20 protein-coding genes and 1 tRNA gene are annotated in these 25,925 nt (G+C 70.5%); 16 read left to right on the forward strand and 5 right to left on the reverse strand.

Annotation, left to right across the window (positions count from 1 at the left end):
- Window positions 1-233: 233 nt before the first annotated feature.
- From ABT025_RS32115 to ABT025_RS32135, 5 genes are all read left to right on the forward strand, one after another.
- Window positions 234-1,517 (forward strand): ABC transporter substrate-binding protein, encoded by a 1,284-nt coding sequence (locus tag ABT025_RS32115; RefSeq protein WP_351002116.1) that lies wholly within the window; start codon window positions 234-236, stop codon window positions 1,515-1,517.
- Between the two features lie 13 nt (window positions 1,518-1,530).
- Window positions 1,531-2,517, forward strand: coding sequence for a carbohydrate ABC transporter permease (locus tag ABT025_RS32120; RefSeq protein ID WP_502972076.1), 987 nt, complete (start codon window positions 1,531-1,533; stop codon window positions 2,515-2,517).
- Window positions 2,514-3,380: a carbohydrate ABC transporter permease gene (locus ABT025_RS32125; RefSeq protein ID WP_351002118.1), complete on the forward strand. Its 867-nt coding sequence runs from the start codon at window positions 2,514-2,516 to the stop codon at window positions 3,378-3,380. The genes ABT025_RS32120 and ABT025_RS32125 overlap by 4 nt, the downstream gene beginning before the upstream one ends.
- 6 nt (window positions 3,381-3,386) lie before the next feature.
- Window positions 3,387-3,983 (forward strand): hypothetical protein, encoded by a 597-nt coding sequence (locus ABT025_RS32130; RefSeq protein ID WP_351002120.1) that lies wholly within the window; start codon window positions 3,387-3,389, stop codon window positions 3,981-3,983.
- 131 nt (window positions 3,984-4,114) lie between these two features.
- Window positions 4,115-6,859: an exo-rhamnogalacturonan lyase family protein gene (locus ABT025_RS32135; protein WP_351002122.1), complete on the forward strand. Its 2,745-nt coding sequence runs from the start codon at window positions 4,115-4,117 to the stop codon at window positions 6,857-6,859.
- 36 nt (window positions 6,860-6,895) lie between these two features.
- On the opposite strand, the gene ABT025_RS32140 is transcribed toward ABT025_RS32135, so the two are convergent.
- Window positions 6,896-9,436 carry an SCO7613 C-terminal domain-containing membrane protein gene (locus tag ABT025_RS32140; protein WP_502972077.1) on the reverse strand — a complete coding sequence of 847 codons (2,541 nt, stop codon included), beginning with the start codon at window positions 9,434-9,436 and terminating at the stop codon, window positions 6,896-6,898.
- Window positions 9,437-9,483: 47 nt separating this feature from the next.
- On the opposite strand from ABT025_RS32140, the gene ABT025_RS32145 reads away from it, so the two are divergent.
- Complete coding sequence (locus tag ABT025_RS32145) at window positions 9,484-9,930, forward strand: SRPBCC family protein (RefSeq protein WP_351002124.1); 447 nt, start codon at window positions 9,484-9,486, stop codon at window positions 9,928-9,930.
- Window positions 9,931-9,969: 39 nt separating this feature from the next.
- Window positions 9,970-10,041, forward strand: a tRNA-Val gene (locus ABT025_RS32150).
- Between the two features lie 77 nt (window positions 10,042-10,118).
- On the opposite strand, the gene ABT025_RS32155 is transcribed toward ABT025_RS32150, so the two are convergent.
- On the reverse strand, window positions 10,119-10,844 hold the full coding sequence (locus ABT025_RS32155; protein WP_351002127.1) for a 3'-5' exonuclease: 726 nt from the start codon (window positions 10,842-10,844) through the stop codon (window positions 10,119-10,121).
- Between the two features lie 191 nt (window positions 10,845-11,035).
- Between ABT025_RS32155 and ABT025_RS32160 the strand changes: the two genes are divergently transcribed.
- The 3 genes from ABT025_RS32160 to thrS all read left to right on the forward strand — a co-directional run bounded on the left by ABT025_RS32160 (window position 11,036) and on the right by thrS (window position 14,946).
- On the forward strand, window positions 11,036-11,602 hold the full coding sequence (locus ABT025_RS32160) for a DUF4365 domain-containing protein (RefSeq protein ID WP_351002129.1): 567 nt from the start codon (window positions 11,036-11,038) through the stop codon (window positions 11,600-11,602).
- Entirely contained in the window at window positions 11,602-12,864 is a 1,263-nt protein-coding gene (locus ABT025_RS32165; protein ID WP_351002131.1) for a hypothetical protein, read from the forward strand. The genes ABT025_RS32160 and ABT025_RS32165 overlap by 1 nt, the downstream gene beginning before the upstream one ends.
- A gap of 105 nt (window positions 12,865-12,969) precedes the next feature.
- On the forward strand, window positions 12,970-14,946 hold the full coding sequence (gene thrS / locus ABT025_RS32170; protein WP_351002133.1) for a threonine--tRNA ligase: 1,977 nt from the start codon (window positions 12,970-12,972) through the stop codon (window positions 14,944-14,946).
- Between the two features lie 98 nt (window positions 14,947-15,044).
- Here thrS and ABT025_RS32175 read toward each other — a convergent pair whose 3' ends face one another.
- Window positions 15,045-15,722: a potassium channel family protein gene (locus ABT025_RS32175; RefSeq protein ID WP_351002135.1), complete on the reverse strand. Its 678-nt coding sequence runs from the start codon at window positions 15,720-15,722 to the stop codon at window positions 15,045-15,047.
- 66 nt (window positions 15,723-15,788) lie between these two features.
- Between ABT025_RS32175 and ABT025_RS32180 the strand changes: the two genes are divergently transcribed.
- On the forward strand, window positions 15,789-16,352 hold the full coding sequence (locus ABT025_RS32180) for an HIT family protein (RefSeq protein WP_351002137.1): 564 nt from the start codon (window positions 15,789-15,791) through the stop codon (window positions 16,350-16,352).
- A 234-nt stretch (window positions 16,353-16,586) separates the two neighbouring features.
- On the opposite strand, the gene ABT025_RS32185 is transcribed toward ABT025_RS32180, so the two are convergent.
- A complete protein-coding gene (locus tag ABT025_RS32185; RefSeq protein WP_351002139.1) occupies window positions 16,587-18,257 on the reverse strand; it encodes an AbeC-like domain-containing protein in 1,671 nt (556 codons plus the stop codon).
- Between the two features lie 147 nt (window positions 18,258-18,404).
- A complete protein-coding gene (locus ABT025_RS32190; RefSeq protein WP_351002141.1) occupies window positions 18,405-20,630 on the reverse strand; it encodes an elongation factor G-like protein EF-G2 in 2,226 nt (741 codons plus the stop codon).
- 437 nt (window positions 20,631-21,067) lie between these two features.
- On the opposite strand from ABT025_RS32190, the gene pgsA reads away from it, so the two are divergent.
- The 5 genes from pgsA to pdxS all read left to right on the forward strand — a co-directional run bounded on the left by pgsA (window position 21,068) and on the right by pdxS (window position 25,920).
- Window positions 21,068-21,748: a phosphatidylinositol phosphate synthase gene (pgsA, locus tag ABT025_RS32195; protein ID WP_351002142.1), complete on the forward strand. Its 681-nt coding sequence runs from the start codon at window positions 21,068-21,070 to the stop codon at window positions 21,746-21,748.
- Window positions 21,745-22,674, forward strand: coding sequence for a phosphatidylinositol mannoside acyltransferase (locus tag ABT025_RS32200; protein WP_351002144.1), 930 nt, complete (start codon window positions 21,745-21,747; stop codon window positions 22,672-22,674). Before pgsA ends, ABT025_RS32200 begins: the two co-directional genes overlap by 4 nt.
- Before the next feature lie 365 nt (window positions 22,675-23,039).
- Complete coding sequence (locus ABT025_RS32205; protein ID WP_351002146.1) at window positions 23,040-24,200, forward strand: glycosyltransferase family 4 protein; 1,161 nt, start codon at window positions 23,040-23,042, stop codon at window positions 24,198-24,200.
- 73 nt (window positions 24,201-24,273) lie between these two features.
- On the forward strand, window positions 24,274-24,819 hold the full coding sequence (locus tag ABT025_RS32210; protein WP_351002148.1) for a LemA family protein: 546 nt from the start codon (window positions 24,274-24,276) through the stop codon (window positions 24,817-24,819).
- A 183-nt stretch (window positions 24,820-25,002) separates the two neighbouring features.
- Window positions 25,003-25,920: a pyridoxal 5'-phosphate synthase lyase subunit PdxS gene (gene pdxS / locus ABT025_RS32215; RefSeq protein ID WP_351002150.1), complete on the forward strand. Its 918-nt coding sequence runs from the start codon at window positions 25,003-25,005 to the stop codon at window positions 25,918-25,920.
- The last annotated feature ends 5 nt before the right edge of the window (window positions 25,921-25,925 follow it).

Consider the following 25,925-nt stretch of genomic DNA (forward strand, 5'->3'; position numbering starts at 1 on the left):
ACCCCACCCCCCACCACCCCTTTCTTTCGGTCTGTCGTCCGGGTGGTTTAAACTCTGTCGGCCCCTACGTGGTTGTTGCTTCCTTGAAGCTTCCGGGCCGTCGGCGTTCCGGGGTGCCCCGTTCAAGCGCTTCGATCGATTTTCGTCCCAACCATTGACGTCGCCGGTGCCGCTCCTTACTTTGACCCGGCAAGCGCTTTCTAAAACGATTCAATCAAGCGTAGGGGCGAACTATGTCTCGGAACCAGGGCATGGACCGGCGGCAGATGCTGAAGCTCGCGGGCTTCTCGGCTGCCGGTCTCGGGCTGACCGCGGCCGGCTGCGGCTCGGGCGGCGGCTCGAACGGGCCGGTCACCATCCGGCATGCCTGGTGGGGCGCCGACGACCGGGCGAAGAAGGTCCAGGAGTGCGTCGCGCTCTTCGAGAAGAAGCACCCGAAGATCAAGGTGAAGACGGACTTCCAGCAGTACCCGGACTTCTGGAAGAAGTTCAACACCCAGGCGGCCGGCGGCAACCCGCCGGACGTCATCCAGAACGCGGTCACGTTCCTCCGCAAGTACGAGGCGAAGAACGTCCTGCTCGACCTCAACCCGCAGGCCAAGAAGGGCAACCTCCAGCTGGAGGGCTTCCGCGCCGGACTGGAGAAGTTCGCCGAGATCGACGGCAAGCTGCTCGGCGTACCGGTCGGCAGCAACTCGATGGCCCTGGTCATCGACGAGAAGGTCTTCGAGAAGGCCGGCGTCGACCACGGCCTCGGCTGGACCTGGGACGACTGGTACGCGGGCCTGCAGAAGATCAAGTCCGGTCAGGGCATAGCCGGCGACTCCGGTCCGCACGGCGTCATGTACCTGTACGACCTGGTCCTCCGCCAGAACGGCAAGGCGTTCTTCACCGAGGAGGGCATGGGCTTCGGCGAGAACGAACTGCTGCCGTACTGGACCGAGGCGCTCGCCCGGGTCAAGTCCGGCGTCTACGCCGACCAGAAGAAGGTCGAGCAGATCAAGCCCGCCTCCGCCCTCGCCAAGGGCCTCTCGGCCGGCGAGTTCACCTGGGACAACTTCTCGGTCCGCTACAGCGCCGAGGGCAAGAGCAGCTACAGCCTTGCCCCCATCCCGAGCACCGACGGCAAGAAGACCGGCCAGTACCTCGGCTCCCTGATGCTGAGCGGCACGGCCCGGACCAAGCACCCCGCCGAGGTCGCGACCTTCATCAGCTTCATGACCCACGACCCCGCGGTCGCCCGCATCATGGGCTACGACCGTGGAGTCCCCGCCACCACCGCGCAGTTCGAGGCCTTCCGGCCCACCGACGCCCCGAGCAAGGCGATCGGCGCCTACGAGACCGAGATCGCCAGGGCCGGCGTGCTGGAGCCCATCACCCCGCACCCGGCCGGCGCCGATGTCGTCGAGGCGGCGTTCCTGCGCATCGCGGGCGACATGTCCCTGGGCAAGGCCTCGCCGGAGGACTCCGTGAAGCAGTTCTTCTCCGAGGCGAAGACCGCCCTCGCCTCGAACTGAGAGGAATGACGCGGTGACTCACATCCAGACCTCCACGAGCGGCCCGGTCCTCGACAGGGACCTCGCCGCCGTGGAGCGGAACGGCCCGGGACGCAAGACCCGCCCCGCTCCACCGCGGGGCCACCGCGAGAATCTGACCGGCTATCTCTTCATGTCGCCCTGGATCGCGGGCTTCCTGTTTCTGATCGCCGGACCCATGGTGTTCTCGCTGTACCTCGCGTTCACCGACTACAACCTGTTCGACGCCCCGAAGTGGGTGGGCCTGAAGAACTTCACCGACATGTTCGCCGACCCCCGCTGGCGCCAGTCGGTCAAGGTGACCTCCTGGTACGTGGTGATCGGCACCCCGGTCAAGCTGGCCGCCGCGCTCGCCGTGGCCATGCTGCTGGCCCAGAAGCGCTGGGGCCAGTCCTTCTACCGGGCCGCGTTCTACGCCCCGTCGCTGATCGGCGCGAGCGTCTCGGCCGCCATCGTCTGGCGCGCCCTGTTCTCCGACGACGCCGTCGTCGACCGCGGACAGCAGCTGTTCGGCATCGACGCGGGCGGCTGGATCGGCGACCCGGACATGATCATCTATGCGCTGGTGGCCCTCACGGTCTGGCAGTTCGGCGCCCCGATGGTGATCTTCCTGGCCGGCCTCAAGCAGGTCCCCAGGGAGCTGTACGAGGCGGCGGAGATGGACGGGGCCGGCCCCTGGCGCCGGTTCTGGAGCGTCACCCTGCCGATGATCTCGCCGGTGCTGTTCTTCAACGTCCTGCTGGAGACCATCCACTCCTTCCAGATCTTCGGATCGGCCTACATCGTCAGCAACGGCAGTTGCGGACCGGCCGACGCGACACTCGTCTACACCTGTTACCTGTACGACCAGGGCTTCGCGAACAGCCGCATGGGCTTCGCCTCCGCCATGGCATGGCTGCTGCTCGTCGCCGTCGGCCTGGTCACCGCCGTGCTGTTCTGGTCCCAGAAGCGCTGGGTGCACTACGAGGAGGGGGGCCGATGACCCCGATGGACACCGCTGCCGCCGTACGACGCCGGCTTCCCGGCTCCCTCGCCTGGCACATCGGCGCGCTCGCCCTCCTCGTGGTGGTTCTCTACCCGGTGGTGTGGACGATCGGCGCCTCGTTCAAGCCGAGCGAGGACATCGTCGGCGCGCTGAACCTCTTCCCGACCGATCCGATCACCGACAACTACCGGCGGCTCGCCGACGGCATCGCCGACATCCCGATCTGGAAGTTCTTCCTGAACTCCGCCTACATATCGGTCGGTTCGGTCATCGGCGTCGTCATCTCCTGCTCGCTCACGGCCTACGCCTTCACCAGGGTCCGATTCGCCGGGCGCAACATCATGTTCGCCGTCATGATCGGGACGCTGCTGCTCCCGTATCACGTACTGATCATTCCCCAGTACGTGATGTTCCAGAAGCTGGAGCTGATCAACACCTTCACCCCGCTGCTGATCGGCAAGTACCTCGCCACCGACGCGTTCTTCGTCTTCCTCATGGTCCAGTTCATGCGCGGACTGCCCAAGGAACTCGACGAGGCGGCCCGGCTGGACGGCTGCGGGCACCTGCGGATCTACTGGTCGATCGTGATGCCGCTGTGCCGGCCCGCGCTCATCACCAGCGCCATCTTCACCTTCATCCAGGCCTGGAACGACTTCATGGGCCCCCTGCTGTACCTCAACGAGCCGGACAAGTACACCGTTTCGATGGGGCTGCGGATGTTCATCGACCAGGACGCCGTCGCCGACTACGGCGGCATGATCGCGATGTCACTGGTGGCGCTGCTGCCGGTACTCGCCTTCTTCCTGGCCTTCCAGCGCTACCTCATCGACGGCATGGCCACCTCCGGCCTGAAGGGCTGAACAACCGTGGCGACGAAATCCATGGCGGCGAAATCCGGCACCGCACCCAGGACCTCCTTCGTCCGGGAGCGATTCAGCGTCTTCTCCGAATGCCTGCTCACCGGCGTGTGGATCACCGTCGCCGCGCTGCCCCTCGTCACGTTCCCCGCGGCCTTCGCTGCGGGGAGCAGGCACCTGCGCCGGTATCTGGCCGGTGAGGCCGGCGGGGTGCGGGAGTTCGCCGCCGATGTGCGGGAGGCGTTCCGCAGCGGCTGGCGGATCTCCCTGCTGTGGTGGGCGGCGCTCGCGCTGCTCGCCTTCGACTGGCAGGTCGCCCGGTCCGGTCTGCTGCCGGGCGGCCGCCCGCTCGTCGCCGTGAGCCTGCTCGGCCTGCCGGCCGTGGCCGTCTGGGGGCTGCGCACGGCCGCCGCCTGGCGGCCCGGCACCCCCTGGGCGCAGACCGCACGGGCCGCGGGCCGCCGGACCTTCACCGACCCGGCAGGATCACTGCTGCTCGTCGGCGGATTCGTCGCCCTGGCCCTCGCCACCTGGCAGGTGCCGCCCCTGGCCGCGCCCGCCCTCGGCTGTCTGGCCGCCGCGGCGGTCGCCGCCGACCGCCGCTGATCCACCTCCCGGACCCACCTCCCGGACCCACCTCCCGGATCCACCTCCCGGATCCACCTCCCACCACGCGTCAGCGTGCGATCAGTCATGCCCATTTTCGCCACGCATTCCCGCCACGAATTGGAGTCGTGATGTCCCCGATCCCCCGCCGCACCGTCCTCAAGGCAGCCGCCGTCGCCGGCGCGGCCACCCCCTTCTCCTGGGTGCTGAACGGCACCGCCCAGCAGGCCACCGCCGCCACCGGGAAGGCCACCGAAGGCCCCGTCGAGATCGGCTGGCTGGAGGAGGACGGCCTCGGAGCCGCCCCCGGCTCCACCTTCGGTGTCCCGTGGGCGAAGGGGCGCTTCCCCGCCGACCAGAAGTTCGCCCTCGCCACCCCCGACGGCAAGGACATCCCCGTCCAGACCTGGGCCACCGCCAAATGGCCCGACGGCTCCCTGAAGTGGACCGCGCACGCGGTCGGCCCCGAGGCCGGTGGAGCCAAGAAGTTCACCCTCGCCACAGGCGAACCCGCCGCCGCGGCCAACAAGGTCACGGTCAAGAACAGCGGCGGCTCGATCACCGTCTCCACCGGCGTCATCACCGCGAAGATCGGCAAGACCGGCTCCTCGCTCGTTACCTCCCTCACCCGAGGCTCCACCGAGATCGCGAAGAACGGCCGCCTCGTCCTGATCCGCCAGGGCGAGATCGAGGACGGCGACCAGGGGCAGGAGAAGTACGAACGCTTCGAGAGCGCCATCAGCAAGACCGAGGTGGAGCAGAGCGGGCCCGTCCGCGCCGTCGTCCGCATCGACGGCAAGCACCGCCACGGCAACCGCTCCTGGCTCCCGTTCTCCGTCCGGCTCTACTTCTACGCGGGCGCCGAATCGTTCCGCATGATGCACACCATCACCTTCGACGGCACCCAGGAACCCGGCAAGGCGAGCGGGGACTTCATCCGCGGCCTCGGCGTCCGCTTCACCGTCCCCATGCGCGACGAGACCTACGACCGCCACATCCGTATCGGCGGCGACGAGAGCGGCATGCTCCGCGAAGCCGTCAAGGGCATCACCGGACTGCGCCGCGACCCGGGAGCGGCCGTCCAGGCCGCCCAGTTCGAGGGCACGAAGCTGCCCGACCCGGCCACCTGGGACCAGCGCGTCACCACGCGCCTCCCGCTCATCCCCACGTGGGGCGACTACACCCTCAGCCAGCTCTCCTCCGACGGCTTCTCGCTGCGCAAGCGCACCAAGAAGGGCCACGGCTGGATCGCCGCGGGCGGCGGCCGGCGCGCCTCCGGCTTCGGATACGTGGGCGGCGCCAGCGGCGGACTCTCCTTCGGGCTGCGCGACTTCTGGGAGAAGTTCCCCGCCCAGCTCGACATCCGCGGCGCGGACACCGACGCCGCCGAGGTCACCCTCTGGCTCTGGTCGCCCGAAGCGGAACCGATGGACCTGCGCTTCTACCACGACGGCCTGGGCCAGGACACCTATGCCGAACAGCTCGAAGGCCTCAACATCACCTATGAGGACTACGAGCCCGGCTTCGGCACCCCGTACGGCATCGCCCGCACCAGCGAACTCGTCTTCTGGGCCAACGACTCCACCCCCAGCGCCGAGGCCCTCGCCCAGCAGACCCGCACCGTGCGCACCCTCCCGCAGCTCGTCGCCCCGCCGTCCCAGCTCATCGGGGCGGGCGTATTCGGCGGACTCTTCTCCCCGGTCGACCGCTCCACCCCGGCCAGGGCGAAGATCGAGGACCACCTGGACTTCCTGTTCACGTACTACAAGGACCAGGTCGAGATGCGCCGCTGGTACGGCTTCTGGGACTACGGCGACATCATGCACTCGTACGACCCCGCCCGGCACCAGTGGCGCTACGACGTGGGCGGCTACGCCTGGGACAACTCCGAGCTCTCGCCCGACCTCTGGCTCTGGTACGCCTACCTGCGCTCCGGACGCGCCGACATCTTCCGCTTCGCCGAGGCCATGACCCGCCACACCGGCGAGGTCGACGTCTACCACCTCGGCGACTGGGCCGGCCTCGGCACCCGCCACGGCGTCCAGCACTACGCGGACAGCGCCAAGCAGCAGCGCATCGCCAACACCACCTACCGGCGCTTCTACTACTTCCTCACCGCGGACGAACGCGTCGGCGACCTGATGCGCGCCAACGTCGACTCCGACGAGACCTTCCTCGGCCTCGACCCGCTCCGCAAGATCCGCACCGAGCCCTACACCCCGGACCGGCACGCACTGTCCGTCGGCTTCGGCACCGACTGGAGCGGACTCGTCTCCGCGTGGCTCACCGAATGGGAGCGCGGCGGACCGCAGGCGGAGAAGGCCAGGGCCCGGGTGCTCGGCACCATGGAGACCATCGCCGCCCAGCCCAACGGATTCGTCCAGGGCAGCGGCCTCTACGACCTGGACACGGGGAAGTTCGCCGTCGCCACCGAACCCGTCGTCAGCGTCTCCCACCTGTCCGGCGTCTTCGGGCTCAACGAACTGTGCGCCGAACTCATCGGCCTGGTCGACATGCCGAAGTTCAAGGAGGCGTACCTCGACTACTGCCGCTACTTCAACGCCACCAAGGCCGAACAGACCGCCCGCTACGGCTCCAACTTCGGCAGCCTGCTCCTCTTCCAGGGCCACTCCAGGATGGACGCGTACGCCGCCGTGCAGACGGGCGACGAGAAGCTCGCCGCCCGTGCCTGGGAGAAGTTCTACAACAGCGACGGCTACAAGGAATCCGCCCCCTGGAAGACCGAGAAGGTGAGCGGCCCGGTCACCACCGTCCCGGGCAGCGAGGCCAACTGGGTCTACACCAACGACACCGCGCTGTACGGACTCGCCGCCATCGAGAACCTCGCACTGGTCGGCGACCGCATGCCGGCCTGAGGTCCGTGAGGGCGCCCCGGGCCGGCATGCGGAACGTCACCGCATCCGGCCCAGGGCGTCCCTCAGCCGTCGTGCGTCGCGCAGCCGCTTCTCGTACGTGGCCCCCACGGCCAGCAGCAGTACCCCGGCCAGTGCGGGCGCCACCCAGCGCGGCATCGCGCCCACCACCTGCACCACGTACGGTGCCAGCTCGTGCACCGCGTCCAGCGCAAGCACCGCACCGCCCAGTGCCAGCAGCGCCTGGAGCCGCAGCCGCGCTCCCAGCAGCGTGAGCACCAGCGCCGCCACCCCCAGCAACAGTGGCCGCAGCCAGTGCGGGTCGACCCAGGCCGCGAAGAGCGCCGGCACCAGCGTCACCGCCAGCCCCGCCCCGTACGCGGTCCACGAGGACGCCGCGGGATCGCGACGACGGCGCAGCACACCGATCACGAGCGCGGGCACGGTCACCGGCAGGGTGTACGCCTCCGGGGACGACACCCCGGACGCGGACAGCCGCACCCAGGACGCCAGGACGAACAGCGCCGTCGCCAGATACCCGGCCGCTTCCCGCCGCTCCGGGCGAAGCGCCGTCCCCGCCGCCAGCACCCCGCAGAGGGCCAGCACCAGAGCCAGGAACGGCGGGTCGCCCAGAGCCGCCACGACCGCGGCGAGGCCCACCGCCCCGCCGGTCAGTTCGAGCGGCAGCGCCACCCGGTGACCCTTCAGCCGTGCACCCAGCCCGGCCGTCAGCGCGGGGACGACGAGCAGCACGGGCGCGGCCTCGTACACCGCGAGCCCCATCGACGCGCCGAACGCGACGGCGAGCACCGCGGCACAGACCACCGCCGCACAGACCACCACCGCCTGCACGGTCGTGAACACCGCGGAACGCGACGGATCCTCAGGCCCTTCCAACGCCGTCGCAGCGCCGGCGAACATCAGCAACAGCGTCCCGAACACCGCATAGGTGGCCGGCTCCGAACCCAGCGACAGCAACGCCACGCTCACCGCACCGGCCGACGCGCACACCCACGCGGTCACCGCCACACCCGTCATCCCGCGGCGCAACGCGCCCAACGCGAGGGCCAGAACCACCGCGACGAGCATCGACTGCAACGAAACAGCCGCCGTGTACGAGACGTTCAGCGCGGGCGGCAGTACCGTCAGCCCCGCCCAGCCGGTCACCACCGCCGACGCCGCGGCGGCCGTCCGCCACACGGGACCGGGGGACAGCGCCGGACCCGCCCACCGCACCACGCCCTCCCACGACCGGTACGCGGCCCCGAGCCCCGCAGCGACCGCCAGCAGCACCACCGGCGCCGCCGCCATCTCCTGCCACGGCAGATCCGCGGCCCCCAGCGCTCCCCGGACCCCTGCGTACGGAGCCTTTGACCACAGCCGGCCCAACTGAGCCACCGGACCCACCAGCGCCACCGCTACCGGGGCGGCCGAGTACAGCACCGAAGCGGCCGTCACCGAACCCGCCGCCCACATCAGCCCCCGCACGGCCGGACGCCCCAGCGGAGCCCGTACACCCAGCAACAGCAGCCCGCCGCACACCAGATACACCGGCACCGCCCACCCACCGGACACCCCGGCGGCCAGGACCCCGCCCACCGCGGCGACAGCGGCCAGCCCGGCCACCGTGCCTCCAGCCACCGCGTGAGCCGCCGGCGCACGCCGGGCCCCTACGAGAGCGATCACCGCACCGGCCAGAAGCAGCGCCCCCGGCACCACCGCACCCGCCGGCCCCTCGGCCGACACCGACTTAGCCAGAGCCACCAACAGCCCCGAACCACCGGTGACCCAGAGACCTGCGCAGGCCGTGACCCGGACCGCAACTCCCTTGAACCACATGGTGATCGCACAGTCCAGTGCCGCCGTCGCCAGCAGCGCGACGGCGAACACCAGGGCGTCCGCCTCCCCGGCCCACGCCCACAGCAGCAGCGGCAGCTGCGCGCTGACCACGGCCAGGGGCAGCGGCAGCCGCAGCCGGTCCAGGAGCAGACCGTAGGCCGCCCAGAGCACCGCCAGTACGGCCGAGGCGGCCGCCGCGTACTCAAGCGCACCGGCCTCCGGAACCGCCACCAGGTACAGGGCGAAGGCGTCCAGCACCATCAGCACCGACGCCAGCGCCCCGAGCGCCTCCGCCGTCGAGGACAGGCCCCGTCGCAGGAGCATCGCGGGCGCGGCCAGGGCCGCGACCGTGACCGCGGTCAGGACCGCCGAGCGGCCACCGATCCCCATCTGACCCCAGCTGACCAGGGTGAACGCGATCGCGGCGATCGTCAGCAGCAGACCGCCGAGGACGAGCAGCGCGTTCTGCGCACTGCGGGTACGGACCGGAGGAGCAGGCGGCGCGAAGGAGGCCGGAGCCCCGGCACGGGCCGGAGGCTGCGGGAACTGCGGCGCGTGCGGCGCGGCCGGCCGGGGGCCGGGCGCCTGCAGCACGCTCAGCAGCCAGGTACGACGGGTCAGCAGCTGGGACCGGCGGAGATCGAGCCGGGCGAGCTCGTGGTCGAGGAGGACCAGTTCCTCGGCGGGTGGCGGCACATGTTCCATGGAGGTGAGTGTGCTGCCGGTCACGCGACCGGGCATGCGCACAGGTACTCAGATGCCCGGCTGAGTACGCGCATCCTGGAGACATGGACTGGAGCCACTATCGATTTGTCAGTGTCTGGGATCTCCCCGCCCCGCCCGGCACCGTCTACGCACACCTCGAACGCGTCGAGCGCTACCCGCAATGGTGGCCCCAGGTCCGCGAGGTCACTTCCGTCGACGGCGCCCCCGGCACCGCCCGTATCCGCTCCCTCCTCCCGTACGACCTCGTCCTGACCATGCGCGCGCACCACCGCGACGTGACCGCCGGCGTCCTCGAAGTGACGCTCACCGGCGATCTCGAAGGCTGGGCGCGCTGGACCGTCGTGCCGCACGGCGCCGGGAGCCGTGCCACCTACGAACAGGAGGTGGTGGTGCGCCGCCTGTTCATGCGGGTCCTCGCGGTGCCGGGACGGGCCGTGTTCCGGGCCAACCACGCCCTGATGATGCGGGCCGGACGACGTGGTCTCGCGGCTCGGCTGGAAGCGGTTTGAACCACACCCGCCGAGCCCTGTATGGTTCAACCCGTTCCCGGGCGATTAGCTCAGTGGGAGAGCGCTTCGTTCACACCGAAGAGGTCACTGGTTCGAACCCAGTATCGCCCACCCCGGGAGAGGCCGGTCCGTCAGCGAAACCGACGGACCGGCTTCCGCGTTTCCGGGCGTGGGGACTCCCGCTCCGCTCACGCCGCGGCGCGCAGCTCCGGGCGCAGCGGCCACGCCGGATCCACCGTCTCCGGCGTCCCGCTCTTGGCGAACCAGGCTTGCAGGCCACGGGCCTGGGCGGCGTGCCAGACCGCCTGGAGCGTGTGCAGCTCCGCCGGTGACAGCCGCTCCAGACGGGCGGCGAACCGCCGCCCCATCGCCCGCACCAGCTCCAGCGACGCGGCCGCGTCGGCGGCCGCGTCATGCGCCCCGTCCAGCACCACCCCGTACAGCTCGCAGAGATCCGTGAGTGTGCGCCGGCCCTTGCGGTAGCGGTCCAGATGTTTGTCGAGCACCCGTGGATCCAGCACGCACAGCGAGGTGTTCTCCAGGTAGCCGGCGAGCGACGACGCCCGGTGCCGCCTCAGCTCCCGGTCCAGCAGCGTCAGATCGAACGGCGCGTTCATCACGACCAGCGGCCGGCCCGCCGCACTCTGCTCGGCCAGCGCCCTGGCTATCTCCTCGACCACCGGCGCGGGCCATCGCCCGTTGCGCTGCAGGTGGTCATCGGTCAGGCCGTGGATCTCCGTCGCCCCCACGGGCACCGGAATCCCCGGATTCACCAGCCAGCGGGTGACACGCGGCCGCCCGCCGGCACTGTCCTGGACGACGAGCGCGGCCGAAACGATCCGGTCCTGCTCGACGTCCACTCCCGTCGTCTCGGTGTCGAAAGAGGCCAGTGGCCCCTCGTACCAATGAGTCATCCCCGAACTCCTCGCGCCCGAGCGGCAGATGGTGTGATTCCTCTGCCCGGTTCGGTGATACCCGCGCCCTTTGCCTGATACGCCGTTTGAGGGCGGTCCTGTGCGGTGACAACACAGGTGACGGGGCCGGAGGTTGAAACGCCGCCGCGTCCGACTCACCCATCGGCACAGCCCGGAAGGTCTACGGAGCCATGGCGCTCGCGCAGCCCGAACCGAGTGGGCTGCTGCCCCAGCGGTCCGTACCGCTGCGCGGCGCACTCGCCACCACCGCCTGCATGGAGACCCTCCAGGTGGGCTACTTGCACGCGGTCGCGGCCGCGGCGGGGTGCTCCCTGTCGCAGCCCTTCCCCGACAACGGCATCGACTGGCACGTCAGCCACGGAGCCCCCGGTCACGTCGTCGACGACGAGGTGACCATCAAGGTCCAGCTGAAGTGCACCTACCAGATACCGGCCCGGCCGCCCGGCCCGACGTTCGCCTTCACGCTCGACAACGCCCACCTCGTGAAGCTCGCCCGGACCCCCGTGTCCGTGCACAAGATCCTCGTCGTGATGATCGTGCCCCGCAGCCAGGACGACTGGCTGCGGGCCGGACACGACCGCCTCGACCTGCGGCACTGCTGTTACTGGACCAACCTGGCCGGTCACGCCGTGACCGGCCGGCACCGGACCACCGTGCGGATCCCGACCTCGCGCATCTTCGACGACCGAGCGCTCTGCGAGATCATGACCCGTGTCGGGGCGGGAGGGAGACCCTGATGCACAGGCCGATGGACGAGTCCGTCAACGAAGTGTTCCCGTCAGCCGTCCGTCCCCACCCCGCCGAGCAGCCCGGGCCCCGGCCCGCCGGCTCACCGGCCGACGGCATCCCCGACCCTGCCCGGGTCGACCCCGCGGTCCTCGGCGTCCTTCTCGCCCGGCACGGCTGGCGGCGGCGCGGCGGTGCGGCCGGACGCTACAGCCGCTGGACCCCGCCCGGCCCGCCCGGCGGCTCCACCAGCCTGCTCGTGCCCGACACCACCGCGTTCCCCGACAGCGAGGACCTGCTGGGGGAGGCCCTGACCGCGCTCGCCCGCAGCGCCGCACCCTCCGCCCGCGAGGTCCTGGTCTCCCTCACCGTCCCCAGTGACGAGATCCGCTGGTGGCGCGATGTGCCCGAACCGGCCGCCGGAGCCGCCGGGGCGGCCAGCTGGACCGGGGCGGAACAGCTGCACGGTGCGGCCCGTCAGATCCTGCTGGCCGGCGCACTCGCCGTCCGGGGCCGGGCCGGTTACCACGGCGCCCGACACCGCCGGCGCGCCCTCGCGACGCTCGGCTCCGTCCTCATAGGCCCCGCACCCGGCGGCCGCGACCTCACGGCGTTCGTCCCCGTGGAGGCGGGCCGCCCCCTCGCCGTGCGGCTCTACCAAGCCCTGCACGCCGCACGGGAGGCCGTCGACTACCAACGCGCCACCGGCGGCATGGAAGCTTTCGACTCCGCTGTCGAGGCGGGCGTCAGCCGCGAACTGACCGAGGCGGTCATCGCGCTCGTCCGGGGCTCGGAGGGGGCCGGGATCGCGCTGGAATGGGCGCCCGCCGCGGGAGCCCCCGACGGCTGCCCGGTCCGGCCGGAACCGGTCGAGTTCTCCCCGGGCGACCTGCCGGCCCTGCGCCGGGCGGGCGCCCGCTACCTGCGGGACGAGCCGGCGGTGACGGTACGGATCACCGGAGCCGTCGTCCGCCTGCGCCGCGCGGGGCCGCGCGGGCCCGGAATCGTACGGCTGCGGGTCCTGGCGGGCGCCGAGGTGCCGCACGTACGGCTTGAGCTCGACGAGGAGGCGTACCGGATCGCGGGCCAGGCCCACCTCGTGGGGCTGCCGGTGCGGGTGGAGGGCCGGCTGGAGAGCCGTGGCGGCTTCAGGCGCCTGACCAGGGCCTCGCAGGTGGTTCCGGTGCAGGTCGACGAGGAGGAGAGGGACCGGCTGATGAAGTCGCTCCAGGAGAACGTCGACTATTTCGAGGAGGCGTGCACGGGGGAGTAGCGGGGGGCTGGCGGCCCATTTCGCTATGGGGGCCGTCGGCTCGGTACGATTCCTCTTGCGTCCGCCATGGGAATGCGGGTGCGCCCCCTCAGTCAGGAGAGACCGGTGTCAGACGTCCGTGTGACCATCCAACGCGATTCCGAGCGGGAAGAGCGCGTGGTGACGACGGGCACTACGGCAGCCGAGCTCTTCCCCGGCGAGCGCACCGTCGTCGCCGCCCGCATCGCCGGTGAACTGAAGGACCTCGCGTACGTCCTCGCCGACGGCGAGACCGTCGAGCCCGTCCTGATCTCCTCCGAGGACGGCCTCAACATCCTCCGGCACTCCACCGCACACGTGATGGCGCAGGCCGTGCAGGAGCTCCACCCCGAGGCCAAGCTCGGTATCGGCCCGCCGGTCAAGGACGGCTTCTACTACGACTTCGACGTCGAGAAGCCGTTCACGCCCGAGGACCTCAAGGCCATCGAGAAGCGGATGCAGGAGATCCAGAAGCGGGGCCAGAAGTTCTCCCGTCGGGTCGTGACGGACGAGGCGGCCCGCGAGGAGCTCGCCGACGAGCCGTACAAGCTGGAGCTCATCGGCATCAAGGGTTCCGCCTCCACGGACGACGGCGCGGACGTCGAGGTGGGCGGCAGCGAGCTGACCATCTACGACAACCTCGACCCGAAGACCGGCGAGCTGTGCTGGAAGGACCTCTGCCGGGGCCCGCACCTGCCGACCACCCGGTTCATCCCGGCGTTCAAGCTGATGCGCAACGCCGCGGCGTACTGGCGCGGCAGTGAGAAGAACCCGATGCTCCAGCGCATCTACGGGACCGCCTGGCCGACCAAGGACGAGCTGAAGGCGCACCTGGAGTTCCTGGAGGAGGCCGCCAAGCGCGACCACCGCAAGCTCGGCAACGAGCTGGACCTCTTCTCCTTCCCCGACGAGATCGGCCCCGGCCTCGCCGTCTTCCACCCCAAGGGCGGCGTCATCCGCCGGGCCATGGAGGACTACTCGCGGCGCCGCCACGAGGAGGAGGGCTACGAGTTCGTCTACTCGCCGCACGCCACCAAGGGCAAGCTCTTCGAGAAGTCCGGCCACCTGGACTGGTACGCCGACGGCATGTACCCGCCCATGCAGCTCGACGACGGGGTGGACTACTACCTCAAGCCGATGAACTGCCCGATGCACAACCTGATCTTCGACGCGCGCGGCCGCTCCTACCGCGAACTGCCCCTGAGGCTCTTCGAGTTCGGCACGGTGTACCGGTACGAGAAGTCGGGCGTCGTGCACGGCCTGACCCGCTCGCGCGGTTTCACGCAGGACGACGCGCACATCTACTGCACCAAGGAGCAGATGGCGGAGGAGCTGGACCGGACGCTCACCTTCGTCCTGAACCTGCTCCGCGACTACGGCCTGACCGACTTCTACCTGGAGCTGTCCACCAAGGACCCGGAGAAGTTCGTCGGTTCGGACGAGGCCTGGGAAGAGGCCACGGAGACCCTGCAGAAGGTCGCCGAGAAGCAGGGTCTGCCCCTGGTTCCGGACCCGGGCGGCGCCGCGTTCTACGGCCCGAAGATCTCGGTGCAGGCGCGGGACGCCATCGGCCGTACCTGGCAGATGTCGACCGTGCAGCTCGACTTCAACCTGCCGGAGCGCTTCGACCTGGAGTACACCGGCCCCGACGGCACCAAGCAGCGCCCGGTCATGATCCACCGCGCCCTGTTCGGCTCCATCGAGCGCTTCTTCGCGGTGCTGCTTGAGCACTACGCGGGTGCGTTCCCGGTGTGGCTGGCCCCGGTCCAGGCGGTCGGCATCCCGATCGGCGACGCGCACATCCCGTACCTCCAGGAGTTCGCGGCGGAGGCCCGGAAGAAGGGGCTGCGCATCGACGTGGACGCTTCCTCGGACCGCATGCAGAAGAAGATCAGGAACCACCAGCGCGCCAAGGTGCCGTTCATGATCATCGTCGGTGACGAGGACATGAACGCGGGCACGGTGTCGTTCCGGTACCGCGACGGATCGCAGGAGAACGGCATCGCCCGAGACGAAGCGATCGCCAAGCTCGTTGATGTGGTGGAGCGTCGCGTGCAGGTGTGATGTGTCCCCGCGCAAGCGGGGGCGACCCGATGCAGGAGATCCAGAGTCGGGGTCAGAGATTCTGCTCCCCCGCGCAAGCGGGGCCGGCCCCCGGTGAGCTACCCGCTCACCGGGGGCTCCTTCTCGTCCTCCCGCCGGAACACCTGGATCAGCCACGACGAGAACGAACCCGTCACCGCTCCCAGCAGCGCCAGTCCGCAGGCCATCAGGAACGCCGCGACCACCCGGCCCCACGGTGTCACCGGTACGGCATCCCCGTACCCCACCGTCGTGAGCGTCGCGCAAGCCCACCAGACCGAGTCGCCGAAGGTCCTGATCGAGGCGCCCGGCGCGTCGTGCTCCTGGTGGTAGACGGCGAGGGCGGCCGAGAAGCCGAGCAGCAGGGCAGTCAGGCCGGCGTAGGACATCACCCGTGCGTACAGGCTCAGCCGCGGCTCGTCGTGGCGCTTCTGGACCGCCGTGTAGACCTTGACCAGGCGCAGCGGGCGCAGCAGCGGCAGCAGGAGTACGAGCGTGTCGAGCCAGCGGACGCGTACGAAGCGGTGGCCCAGGCCGCTGAGCCGGATCCGCACGGCGTAGTCGACGATGAAGAGCAGCCAGGTGGCGGCGACCAGGGCGAGGGAGATGTCGTGCCAGGGTTCGGCGTCGTTCGGGGCCAGGACGCGGGCCGCGTAGCCGAGCAGGAAGAGCAGCGAGGCGGCGAAGAGCGGTACTTCGGTGCGCTGTTCCCAGAGGGTCAGGGCGGGCGAGGGCCGGGCCGGGTTGCGGTCGGTCATCGGGCCAGCATCGCGTCGGGGGGACGGGATCGGCCCCGGCGACACGCTTTGCCCGGGGTACGCAATATGCTGATCGGCATGACGAGTGAGCCGGAGCAGCAGATCGGAGTGGGAACGCCCGATGCGTTCCAGCGCCTGTGGACGCCCCACCGGATGGCGTACATCCAGGGCGAGAACAAGCCGAGCGGCCCGGAGGCCGGCGACGGCTGTCCGTTCTGTGAGATTCCCTCGAAGTCGGATGAGGACGGGCTCGTCGTCGCGCGCGGCGAGAAGGTCTACGCCGTGCTGAATCTGTATCCGTACAACGGCGGGCACCTGATGGTGGTGCCGTACCGGCATGTCGCGGACTACACCGAGCTGGACGGTCCGGAGACGCTGGAGCTGGCCGATTTCACCAAGCGTGCGATGGCGGCGCTGCGGGCGGCGTCCGGTGCGCACGGTTTCAACATCGGGATGAACCAGGGTGCTGTGGCCGGTGCGGGTATCGCTGCGCATCTGCACCAGCATCTGGTGCCCCGCTGGGGTGGTGACACCAACTTCATGCCGGTGGTGGGCCACACCAAGGTGCTGCCGCAGCTGTTGGCCGACACGCGCACGATGCTGGCCGACGCCTGGCCGGGCACCGTCTGATCCCGGTTTCCTCTTCCACCGCGCAGGGCGCCCCGTCTTTCGGGGCGCCCTTTGCCGTAGGTCGAAAGACCCTGAGGCTGTCCCGTAATCCCTGACGGGCGCACGACGACAGCCAAGGCACCTCGCCGCGTTGCCCGAACGCCCGGATGCATCCAGTACGCGGACGCCCCTCCGCCTTGCGACGTACCGCATCCGACGCCGCGCGCCGATCCACCACGGACTACGGGACTGCGCTCAGGCGTCGTAGATGTCGGCCTTGCGCGGGGTGGGGTCCTGGACGATTCCGCTCAGTATCGACGAGCGGTTCCCGAAGCGTTCCGTGTCGACGCCGTTCTCATCGAGGACCTTCATGGCGGCGTTGTGCACGACTCGCAGGACGGGTGTGGCGGCGCGCATCGCGTCGTCGGCCATGAAGCGGTGGCGCCACGGCTTCTCGGCCCAGGCGTGCCGCAGTCCGAAGGGTTCGGGCAGTGCGATCTTGCCGCCGAGGTAGTCGAGGAGCGGCGGATACCAGGTGAAGGGGGCGCGCAGGGCGAGGCGGACGACTTCCTTCGACTCGACCAGAGCCAGCGTGATGTCGCGGGTCTCCCAGAACTTGACGGTCTTGTTGACCGTCTTCTTCTTGGCCGCGGGCTTGCTGGTGAACAGGGAGTGGACCGGGCCGAGTGCGTGTCCGGTGACTTCGATGCGAAGGGTCTCGAAGAGCACCGTGACGGTGATCATCATGGTGATGACCAGCTGGCCGTCCCAGAGGGTGAACTGGACGCCCAGGTAGTGGCGGTCGCCGCCGCCGAACTGCTGGTGGTTGCAGATCCGCTGTATCTCGTGGGGTTTGACCTGGAAGGTGGCGACGTCCTCGCCCTCGGGCCGCGACACCGAGTCGGCGTTCTCTCCGACGGGCGACACGATCCAGTGGGTGACCGAGGGAGTGGGGAACCCGCCGGTGTTCAGCGGGCCTCGCTCCAGCATCTTGAGCTGGTCGTGGATGACTCGTATCAGGTCCCAGCTGCGGAACTGGTGGAACTCCTTGCCGGGGTCCTTGGAGACGAGGTCCTCGGCGAGCTGCCAGCTGCCCCAGCGGGTGCCCATGCCGAGGATGCCCTTGGGGCCGGCGTAGAAGACGGAGTTGGACTGCTGTTCGGCGGAGAGCTTCTCCAGGCCCTGGCGGAGTGCCTCGCGGGCCGTCTCGTTGGGGTTCGTCGGGACTGCTTCGGGGATCTTGGCGATGACGCCGCCGCCGGAGAGCAGGCCCTCCCAGCGGGCGCGCATGTCCTGGGCGGAGGTCTCGGCGATCCGTTTGGCGATCAGCCAGCCGATGACGGGGGCGATGATCATCGCTCGCAGGTACAGCCCCAGGAGCCCGGTGAGGGGCATCTTGATCAGCAGGAAGAGGGCGGCGATGCCGATGATGGGCAGCAGGGCGTTGCCGATGGCGGCGAGGCCCTTGTCCTTGGTGTTGGCGAGGCCGTCGCGCAGGCGGAACGCGATGACCCAGAGCAGCATGCCGGGCAGGAAGGCGAAGCCGAACAGGGCTGTCACGGCGGTGAGTTTGGTGTCGCGGGCCTTGCGGAGCCGGGTCGCGGACAGGCAGTGCTCGACGACCGTCTGGGGGTCGCTGCCGAACGACTGGATGAGGGCTTTCCGTGCGCCGCCCAGCGTGCGTTCCTGGACGGCGCGGGAGAAGGCCTCGCCGAGGTCGGGTTTGAAGTAGTCGGATTTGAAGAGCTTGGAACGCCCTTCCTTCACTTCGGACTTGTGCCACTCGCTGTTGGCTTTGAGGATTTCCTCCACCGGACTGTCGCGGTACGCGGCAGAGGCGAGGGCGTTGGTCGCCACCGCCGCACCTGCCGCGCCCTGGAGCGGAATCTGTGCTCCGGGTGAGAAATCGAATCCGTTGCTGGCCACTGTCGCCCCCACTCGCCGCCGAGGAACCGCTCCTGCGGCTGTTTCCCAACTGCCGGGCCCGGCACACTTTCTGAGCTGGGAGCACAGCGTATCGTCCGAAACGGTACGCCGTCCGGCCCTGTGGACAACGTCGAGCGGACGTGGTCGTTATGCGGCTTTCGTTCCGTTCTCCCGCTGTTCGTGGAGGCGGTCGGCGAGCTGCGGCGGCATCGCCTCGTGGCGGGCGTAGGTGCGGTCGAACCGGCCGGTTCCGTGGGACAGGGAGCGCAGGTCGACCGCGTAGCGGCCGATCTCCAGTTCCGGTACCTCGGCCCGTACGAGGGTGCGTCCGGCGCCGGACTGCACGGTGCCGGTCACCCGGCCGCGGCGGCCGGAGAGGTCGCTCATGACCGGGCCGACGTAGTCGTCGGGGATCAGCACGCGGACCTCGGCGACGGGTTCCAGGAGCTGGATGCGGGCGTCGGCCGCGGCCTCCCGCAGGGCCAGGGCGCCCGCGGTCTGGAACGCGGCGTCGGAGGAATCCACCGAGTGGGACTTGCCGTCCCGCAGGGTCACGCGCACGTCGATCAGCGGATGTCCGGTGGCGACGCCGCGGGCGGCCTGGGCGCGGATGCCCTTCTCGACGGACGGGATGAACTGGCGGGGCACCGATCCGCCGACGACCTTGTCGACGAATTCGATGCCCGAGCCCGGTGGCAGCGGCTCGACGTCGATCTCGCAGATGGCGTACTGGCCGTGGCCGCCGGACTGTTTGACGTTGCGGCCCCGTCCGGTGGACGGCCCGGCGAACGTCTCGCGCAGGGCGACGCGGTGGGGGACGGCGTCGACCTGTACGCCGTAACGGGTGCGCAGCCGGTCCAGTGCCACGTCCAGATGGGCTTCGCCGAGACACCACAGAACCACCTGGTTGGTGTCGTGGTTCTGTTCCAGGCGCATGGTGGGGTCCTCGGCGACGAGGCGGGCCAGGCCCTGGGAGAGCTTGTCCTCGTCGGCCTTGCTGTGTGCCTCGATGGCGAGCGGCAGCAGAGGGTCGGGCATGGTCCACGGTTCCATCAGCAGCGGGTGGTCCGGGGAGGACAGGGTGTCGCCGGTCTCGGCGGCGTCCAGCCGGGCGACACAGGCGAGATCGCCGGCGATACAGGCGGTGAGGGGCCGCTGCTGCTTGCCGAAGGGGGAGGAGAGGGCTCCGACGCGGATCTCGGCCTCGTGGAAGGGCCTGGCCTCGTGGCCGGGGTCGTCGAGTCCATGGCCGGATATGTGCACCGTGTCGTCGGGGCGCAGGGTGCCGGAGAAGACGCGGACGAGCGAGAGCCGGCCGACGTAGGGGTCGGAGGCCGTCTTGACGACTTCGGCGGCCAGGGGGCCCCGGGGGTCGCAGTCCAGGGCGGGGAGCGAGGCGCCGTGCAGGGTGGTGACGGCGGGCAGGGGGCGTTCGAGCGGGGTGGGGAAGCCACCGGTGATCAGATCGAGGAGTTCGACGGTGCCGATGCCCTGGCGGGCACCTTCGGCGGCTGGGGCGGCGGTGAGGACGGGGTGGAAGGTGCCGCGTGCGACGGCGCGTTCGAGGTCGTCGACGAGTGTCTTGATGTCGATGGCCGCGCCGCCGAGGTAGCGGTCCATCAGGGTCTCGTCCTCGCTCTCGGCGATGATCCCTTCGATCAGCCGGTTGCGCGCGTCGGCCAGGGGTGTCTGCTGGGACTCCGCGGGCGGGTGTTCCTTCCGTTCGCCGCCGGAGTAGTCGAAGATCCGCTGGGTGAGCAGTCCCGTGAGTCCGGTCAGCGGGGCGTGTCCGTCCGCGGCCTCGGGGCCGTGCACCGGCAGGTAGAGCGGGAGTACGGCGTCGGGGTCGTCGCCGCCGAAGATCTCGCCGCAGATCCGGGTCATCGCCTCGAAGGAGGTGCGGGCGGTGTCCAGGTGGGTGACGACGATGGCGCGAGGCATGCCTACCGCCGCGCACTCCTCCCAGACGGCGCGGGTGGTGCCGGCGACGGCGTCGGCCTCCTGGGCGGCCGAGACGACGAAGAGGGCCGCGTCCGCCGCGCGCAGACCGGCCCTGAGTTCCCCGACGAAGTCGGCGTAGCCGGGGCTGTCCAGCAGGTTGATCTTGACTCCGTCCCATTCGACGGGGACGAGGGAGAGCGATACGGAGCGCTGCCGGCGCTGCTCGATCCCGTCGTGGTCGGAGACGGTGGTGCCGTCCTCGACCCGGCCTGCCCGGTTGACCGCGCCCGCGGTCTGTGCCATTGCCTCGACGAGGGTGGTCTTGCCGGATCCGCTGTGGCCGACCAGCACCACGTTCCGGATGGCGGAGGGGTGGTCGGCCGTCGCTGCTCCTGTGGCGGCTCCGGTGTGCGTGTGTGCCTTGTCGCCCATGACGCGTGCCTCCCGGGTGGTGGCGCCGGAGGGGGCCCGCCGGCGCGGGGATGGGGAGCGGTCGCACGGGCACGAGGGGGAGCCGCCGCGGCGGCTACGACGACGCCCGCGGTAGTTCCGAGCTTTCCACTCCGTCCGGGTCGCGTCCATACGTCTTACGCCGTCGCACGACACCCCCCAGGGTGCCCGGACGGTGGAGTGCGGCGGGCGTGACTACGATGGGCCAGGAGGGTGCTGAAGGGCCTGGCCGGGCTCGCGGCGTCCGGCACGCACGACTGTGGCGTTGCCGAAACGTCCCCATGGCGGAGCCGCGGGGACGCTCCGGCGCCTTGCAGCCGCACGCACCGGACGCCGCTCCCTGATCCGGCCGGGGCCTTCAGCACCCTCCAGCCGGTGGCCGATGGGGCCATGCGGCCCACCGAACCCTCGGGAAGGCCATGCTGAACAAGTACGCGCGTGCATTCTTTACGCGTGTCCTCACGCCGTTCGCCGCACTGTTGCTCCGTCTGGGCGTGAGCCCTGACGCGGTCACTCTGATCGGCACGGCCGGAGTGATGGCAGGTGCGCTGGTCTTCTTCCCGATGGGGGAGTTCTTCTGGGGCACGATCGTCATCACGATCTTCGTCTTCTCCGACCTCGTCGACGGCAACATGGCGCGACAGGCGGGCATCTCCAGCCGCTGGGGCGCGTTCCTGGACTCGACGCTCGACCGGGTGGCCGACGGGGCGATCTTCGCCGGATTCGCCCTCTGGTACGCGGGCAGCGGCGACGACAACATCCTGTGCGCGGTCGCGATCTTCTGCCTCGCGAGCGGCCAGGTGGTCTCGTACACCAAGGCGCGCGGTGAGTCGATCGGTCTGCCGGTGGCGGTCAACGGACTCGTGGAGCGTGCCGAACGCCTGGTGATCTCCCTGGTGGCCGCCGGTCTGGCGGGTCTCCACAAGTTCGGTGTGCCGGGGATCGACATCCTGCTGCCCATCGCCCTGTGGATCGTCGCCGCGGGCAGCCTGGTGACGCTGGTGCAGCGGGTCGTGACCGTGCGCCGTGAATCCGCAGAGGCCGACGCGGCCGCCGCGGTGTCGGCCGCGTCGGACCGGGGGAGCGAGGCGGCGCAGTGAGCGGCGCGTCGGGGGAGGCGAAGCCCGGTCCGAAGGAACGGCTGAGCGACGGCCTGTACGGGCTCGGCTGGGCCGCGGTCAAGAAGCTCCCCGAGCCTGCCGCGCAGGCGATCTTCCGCACCATCGCCGACCAGGTGTGGAAGCGGCGCGGCAAGAGCGTGCTGCGGCTGGAGTCGAATCTGGCGCGGGTCGTTCCGGACGCGAGTCCGGCGCGGCTCGCGGCGCTGTCCAAGGCCGGGATGCGCTCGTACATGCGCTACTGGATGGAGTCGTTCCGGCTGCCCACGTGGACCCCGGAGCGGATCAGGGCGTCCATCGACGTGACGGACGCGCACCGGCTGACCGAGGGACTCGACGCGGGGCGCGGGGTCGTCCTCGCGCTGCCGCACCTGGGGAACTGGGACCTGGCGGGGGCGTGGGTCACCACGGACCTCAAGGTCCCGTTCACCACGGTTGCCGAGCGGCTCAAGCCCGAATCGCTGTACGACCGGTTCGTGGCGTACCGCGAGGGCCTGGGCATGGAGGTTCTCGCGCACAACGGCGGGACCGCGTTCGGGACGCTGGCGCGCCGGCTGCGCGAGGGCGGCCTGGTCTGCCTGGTCGCCGACCGCGACCTGTCGGCCTCGGGCGTCGAGGTGACGTTCTTCGGCGACACCGCCAGGATGCCCGCGGGGCCGGCCCTCCTGGCCCAGCAGACCGGTGCGCTGCTGCTGCCGGTCACGCTCTCCTACGACGACACGCCGGTGATGAAGGCACGTATCCATCCGCCCGTGGAGGTACCCGGCTCAGGTGACCGTGCCGAGAGGACGTCCGTGATGACACAGGCCCTGGCCGACGCGTTCGCCCTGGGCATCGCCGAGCACCCGGAGGACTGGCACATGCTGCAACGGCTCTGGCTCTCCGACCTCGAACCCCGCGGGGACTAAGGGCTGTCCCGTAATCCGTGGTGGATCGGCGCGCGGCGTCGGATGCGGTGCATCGCAAGGCGGAGGAGAGTCCGCCTACTGGATGTATTCGGACGTTCCGACAACGCGGCGAGGTGCCGTAGCTGTCGTCGCGCGCCCGCCAGGGATTACGGGACAGCCCTCAGGGCTCTTCGTTCGGGGCGTGCCGGGCTCGCGGGGCCCGGCACGCACTGCCCGAGGTCTCGGCCCCGCTCGACCGGGGGAGCCCCCCTCCCGCGGTGTCGTCGGTCGCCGACGCTCCGCAGCGACTCCCTCCTCCGCCTCGCAGCCGCACGCACCGGACCCCGCTCCGTGATCCGGCCGGACCCGAACGAAAGGCCCTGGCAGTGAAGATCGGCATCGTCTGCCCGTACTCCTGGGACGTCCCGGGTGGCGTGCAGTTCCACATCCGTGATCTGGCCGAGCATCTGATCCGGCTCGGACACCAGGTCTCCGTGCTGGCCCCGGCCGACGACGAGACGCCGTTGCCGCCCTACGTGGTGTCCGCGGGACGGGCCGTGCCCGTCCCGTACAACGGCTCCGTCGCCCGGCTGAACTTCGGCTTCCTGTCCGCGGCCCGCGTGCGGCGGTGGCTGCACGACGGCACGTTCGACGTGATCCACATCCATGAGCCGACCTCGCCGTCACTGGGGCTCCTGACGTGCTGGGCGGCCCAGGGGCCGATCGTCGCCACCTTCCACACCTCCAATCCGCGCTCCCGGGCGATGATCGCCGCGTACCCGATCCTCCAGCCGGCGCTGGAGAAGATCAGCGCGCGCATCGCGGTGAGCGAATACGCGCGCCGGACCCTGGTCGAGCACCTGGGCGGCGACGCGGTGGTCATCCCCAACGGGGTGGACGTCGGGTTCTTCGCCGCGGCCGAACCCCGCCCCGAGTGGCAGGGCGGCACGATCGGCTTCATCGGGCGCATCGACGAGCCCCGCAAGGGCCTGCCCGTCCTGATGCGGGCCCTGCCCGCGATCCTGGCCGCACGCCCGGACACGCGGCTCCTGGTGGCGGGCCGGGGCGACGAGGAGGAGGCCGTCGCCTCGCTGCCGAAGGAGATGCGCGCGCGCGTCGAGTTCCTCGGCATGGTGAGCGACGAGGACAAGGCGCGGCTGCTGCGCAGCGTCGACGTGTACGTCGCGCCCAACACCGGAGGCGAGAGCTTCGGCATCATTCTCGTCGAGGCCATGTCGGCGGGTGCTCCGGTCCTGGCCAGCGACCTGGACGCGTTCGCTCAGGTACTGGACCTGGGTGCGGCGGGAGAGCTGTTCGCCAACGAGGACGCCGACGCCCTGGCGGCCGCGGCGGTCCGGCTGCTGGGCGACCCGGAGCGGCGCGCGGAGCTGCGCGAGCGCGGCAGCACGCATGTGCGGCGCTTCGACTGGGCGACGGTCGGGGCGGACATCCTCGCGGTGTACGAGACGGTGGCGGACGGTGCCGCGTCGGTGGCGGCGGACGAACGTACGGGTCTGCGTGCCCGGTTCGGGCTGGCCCGGGACTGAGGCGTTCCCCTGAGGGATCTCCCCGCGGTCCGCGGCCCCGTCGGGCGCCCGCTCACCGGTAGCCTTGCCGCCCGTGACCGAAACCCTCATCTGGGCCGCCGTCGTGCTCGTCGCGATCGGCCTGTACCTCAGCTGGACCGCCGGCCGTCTCGACCGGCTGCACACCCGTATCGACGCGGCCCGCGCCGCCCTCGACGCCCAACTGCTGCGCCGCGCCTCGGTCACCCAGGAACTCGCCACGTCCGGGGTCCTCGACCCGGCGGCGTCCATCGTCCTGTACGAGGCCGCGCACGCCGCCCGCCAGGCGGAGGAGGAGCACCGCGAGGTCGCCGAGAGCGAGTTGAGCACCGCCCTGCGCGCGGTGTTCGGCGAGCGGGCGCAGGTCGAGGCGGTGAAGGAGATCCCGGGCGGCGAGGAGGCCGCCTCGGAGCTGGCCGCGGCGGTACGCCGGGTGCCGATGGCGCGCAGGTTCCACAACGACGCGGTGCGGGCGGCGCGTGCGCTGCGCCGCCACCGTACGGTGCGCTGGTTCCGGCTGGCCGGGCACGCCCCGTTCCCGCTGGCCTTCGAGATGGACGACGAGCCGCCGGTCGCCCTCGCGGACCGTCCCGTCAGCTGACGGAGGCAGTCGCGGGGCGGGGCGGGGCGGGGCGGGGTGGCACACCCGCGCCCGCCCCGCGGCGGACCAAAACGATCCACCGGCCTCCTATTGGCCCTTGCTGTGGACTGGTGCCGGAGAGTTTGCTCAGCAGTGCATCACCCCTGCACGTTCAGCAATCTTTTCTCCGAGTGAGGTCGATCCGTGTCCACGCTTCCCACCACCCCGCAGTCCGACGCCCCCGCCATCGGCACCGCCCGCGTCAAGCGCGGCATGGCCGAGCAGCTCAAGGGCGGCGTGATCATGGACGTCGTCAACGCCGAGCAGGCGAAGATCGCCGAGGACGCGGGTGCCGTGGCCGTCATGGCCCTGGAGCGGGTGCCCGCCGACATCCGCAAGGACGGCGGCGTGGCCCGGATGTCGGACCCGAACATGATCGAGGAGATCATCGAGTCCGTCTCCATCCCGGTGATGGCGAAGTCCCGCATCGGACACTTCGTCGAGGCCCAGGTCCTGCAGTCCCTCGGCGTCGACTACATCGACGAGTCCGAGGTCCTCACCCCGGCCGACGAGGTCAACCACAGCGACAAGTTCGCGTTCACCACCCCGTTCGTCTGCGGCGCCACCAACCTGGGCGAGGCGCTGCGCCGCATCGCCGAGGGCGCGGCCATGATCCGCTCCAAGGGCGAGGCCGGCACCGGCAACGTCGTCGAGGCCGTCCGCCACCTGCGGCAGATCAAGAACGAGATCGCCCGGCTGCGCGGCTACGACAACAACGAGCTGTACGCCGCCGCCAAGGATCTCCGCGCCCCGTACGAGCTGGTCAAGGAGGTCGCCGAGCTCGGCAAGCTGCCCGTCGTCCTCTTCTCCGCAGGTGGCGTCGCCACCCCGGCCGACGCCGCGCTGATGCGCCAGCTCGGTGCCGAGGGCGTCTTCGTCGGCTCCGGCATCTTCAAGTCCGGCGACCCCGCCAAGCGCGCCGCCGCCATCGTGAAGGCCACCACCTTCTACGACGACCCGAAGATCATCGCGGACGCCTCCCGCAACCTGGGCGAGGCCATGGTCGGCATCAACTGCGACACCCTGCCCGAGGCCGAGCGCTACGCGAACCGTGGCTGGTAGTCACT

The organism is Streptomyces sp. NPDC002809 (genome assembly GCF_040295435.1).
Classification (GTDB): domain Bacteria; phylum Actinomycetota; class Actinomycetes; order Streptomycetales; family Streptomycetaceae; genus Streptomyces.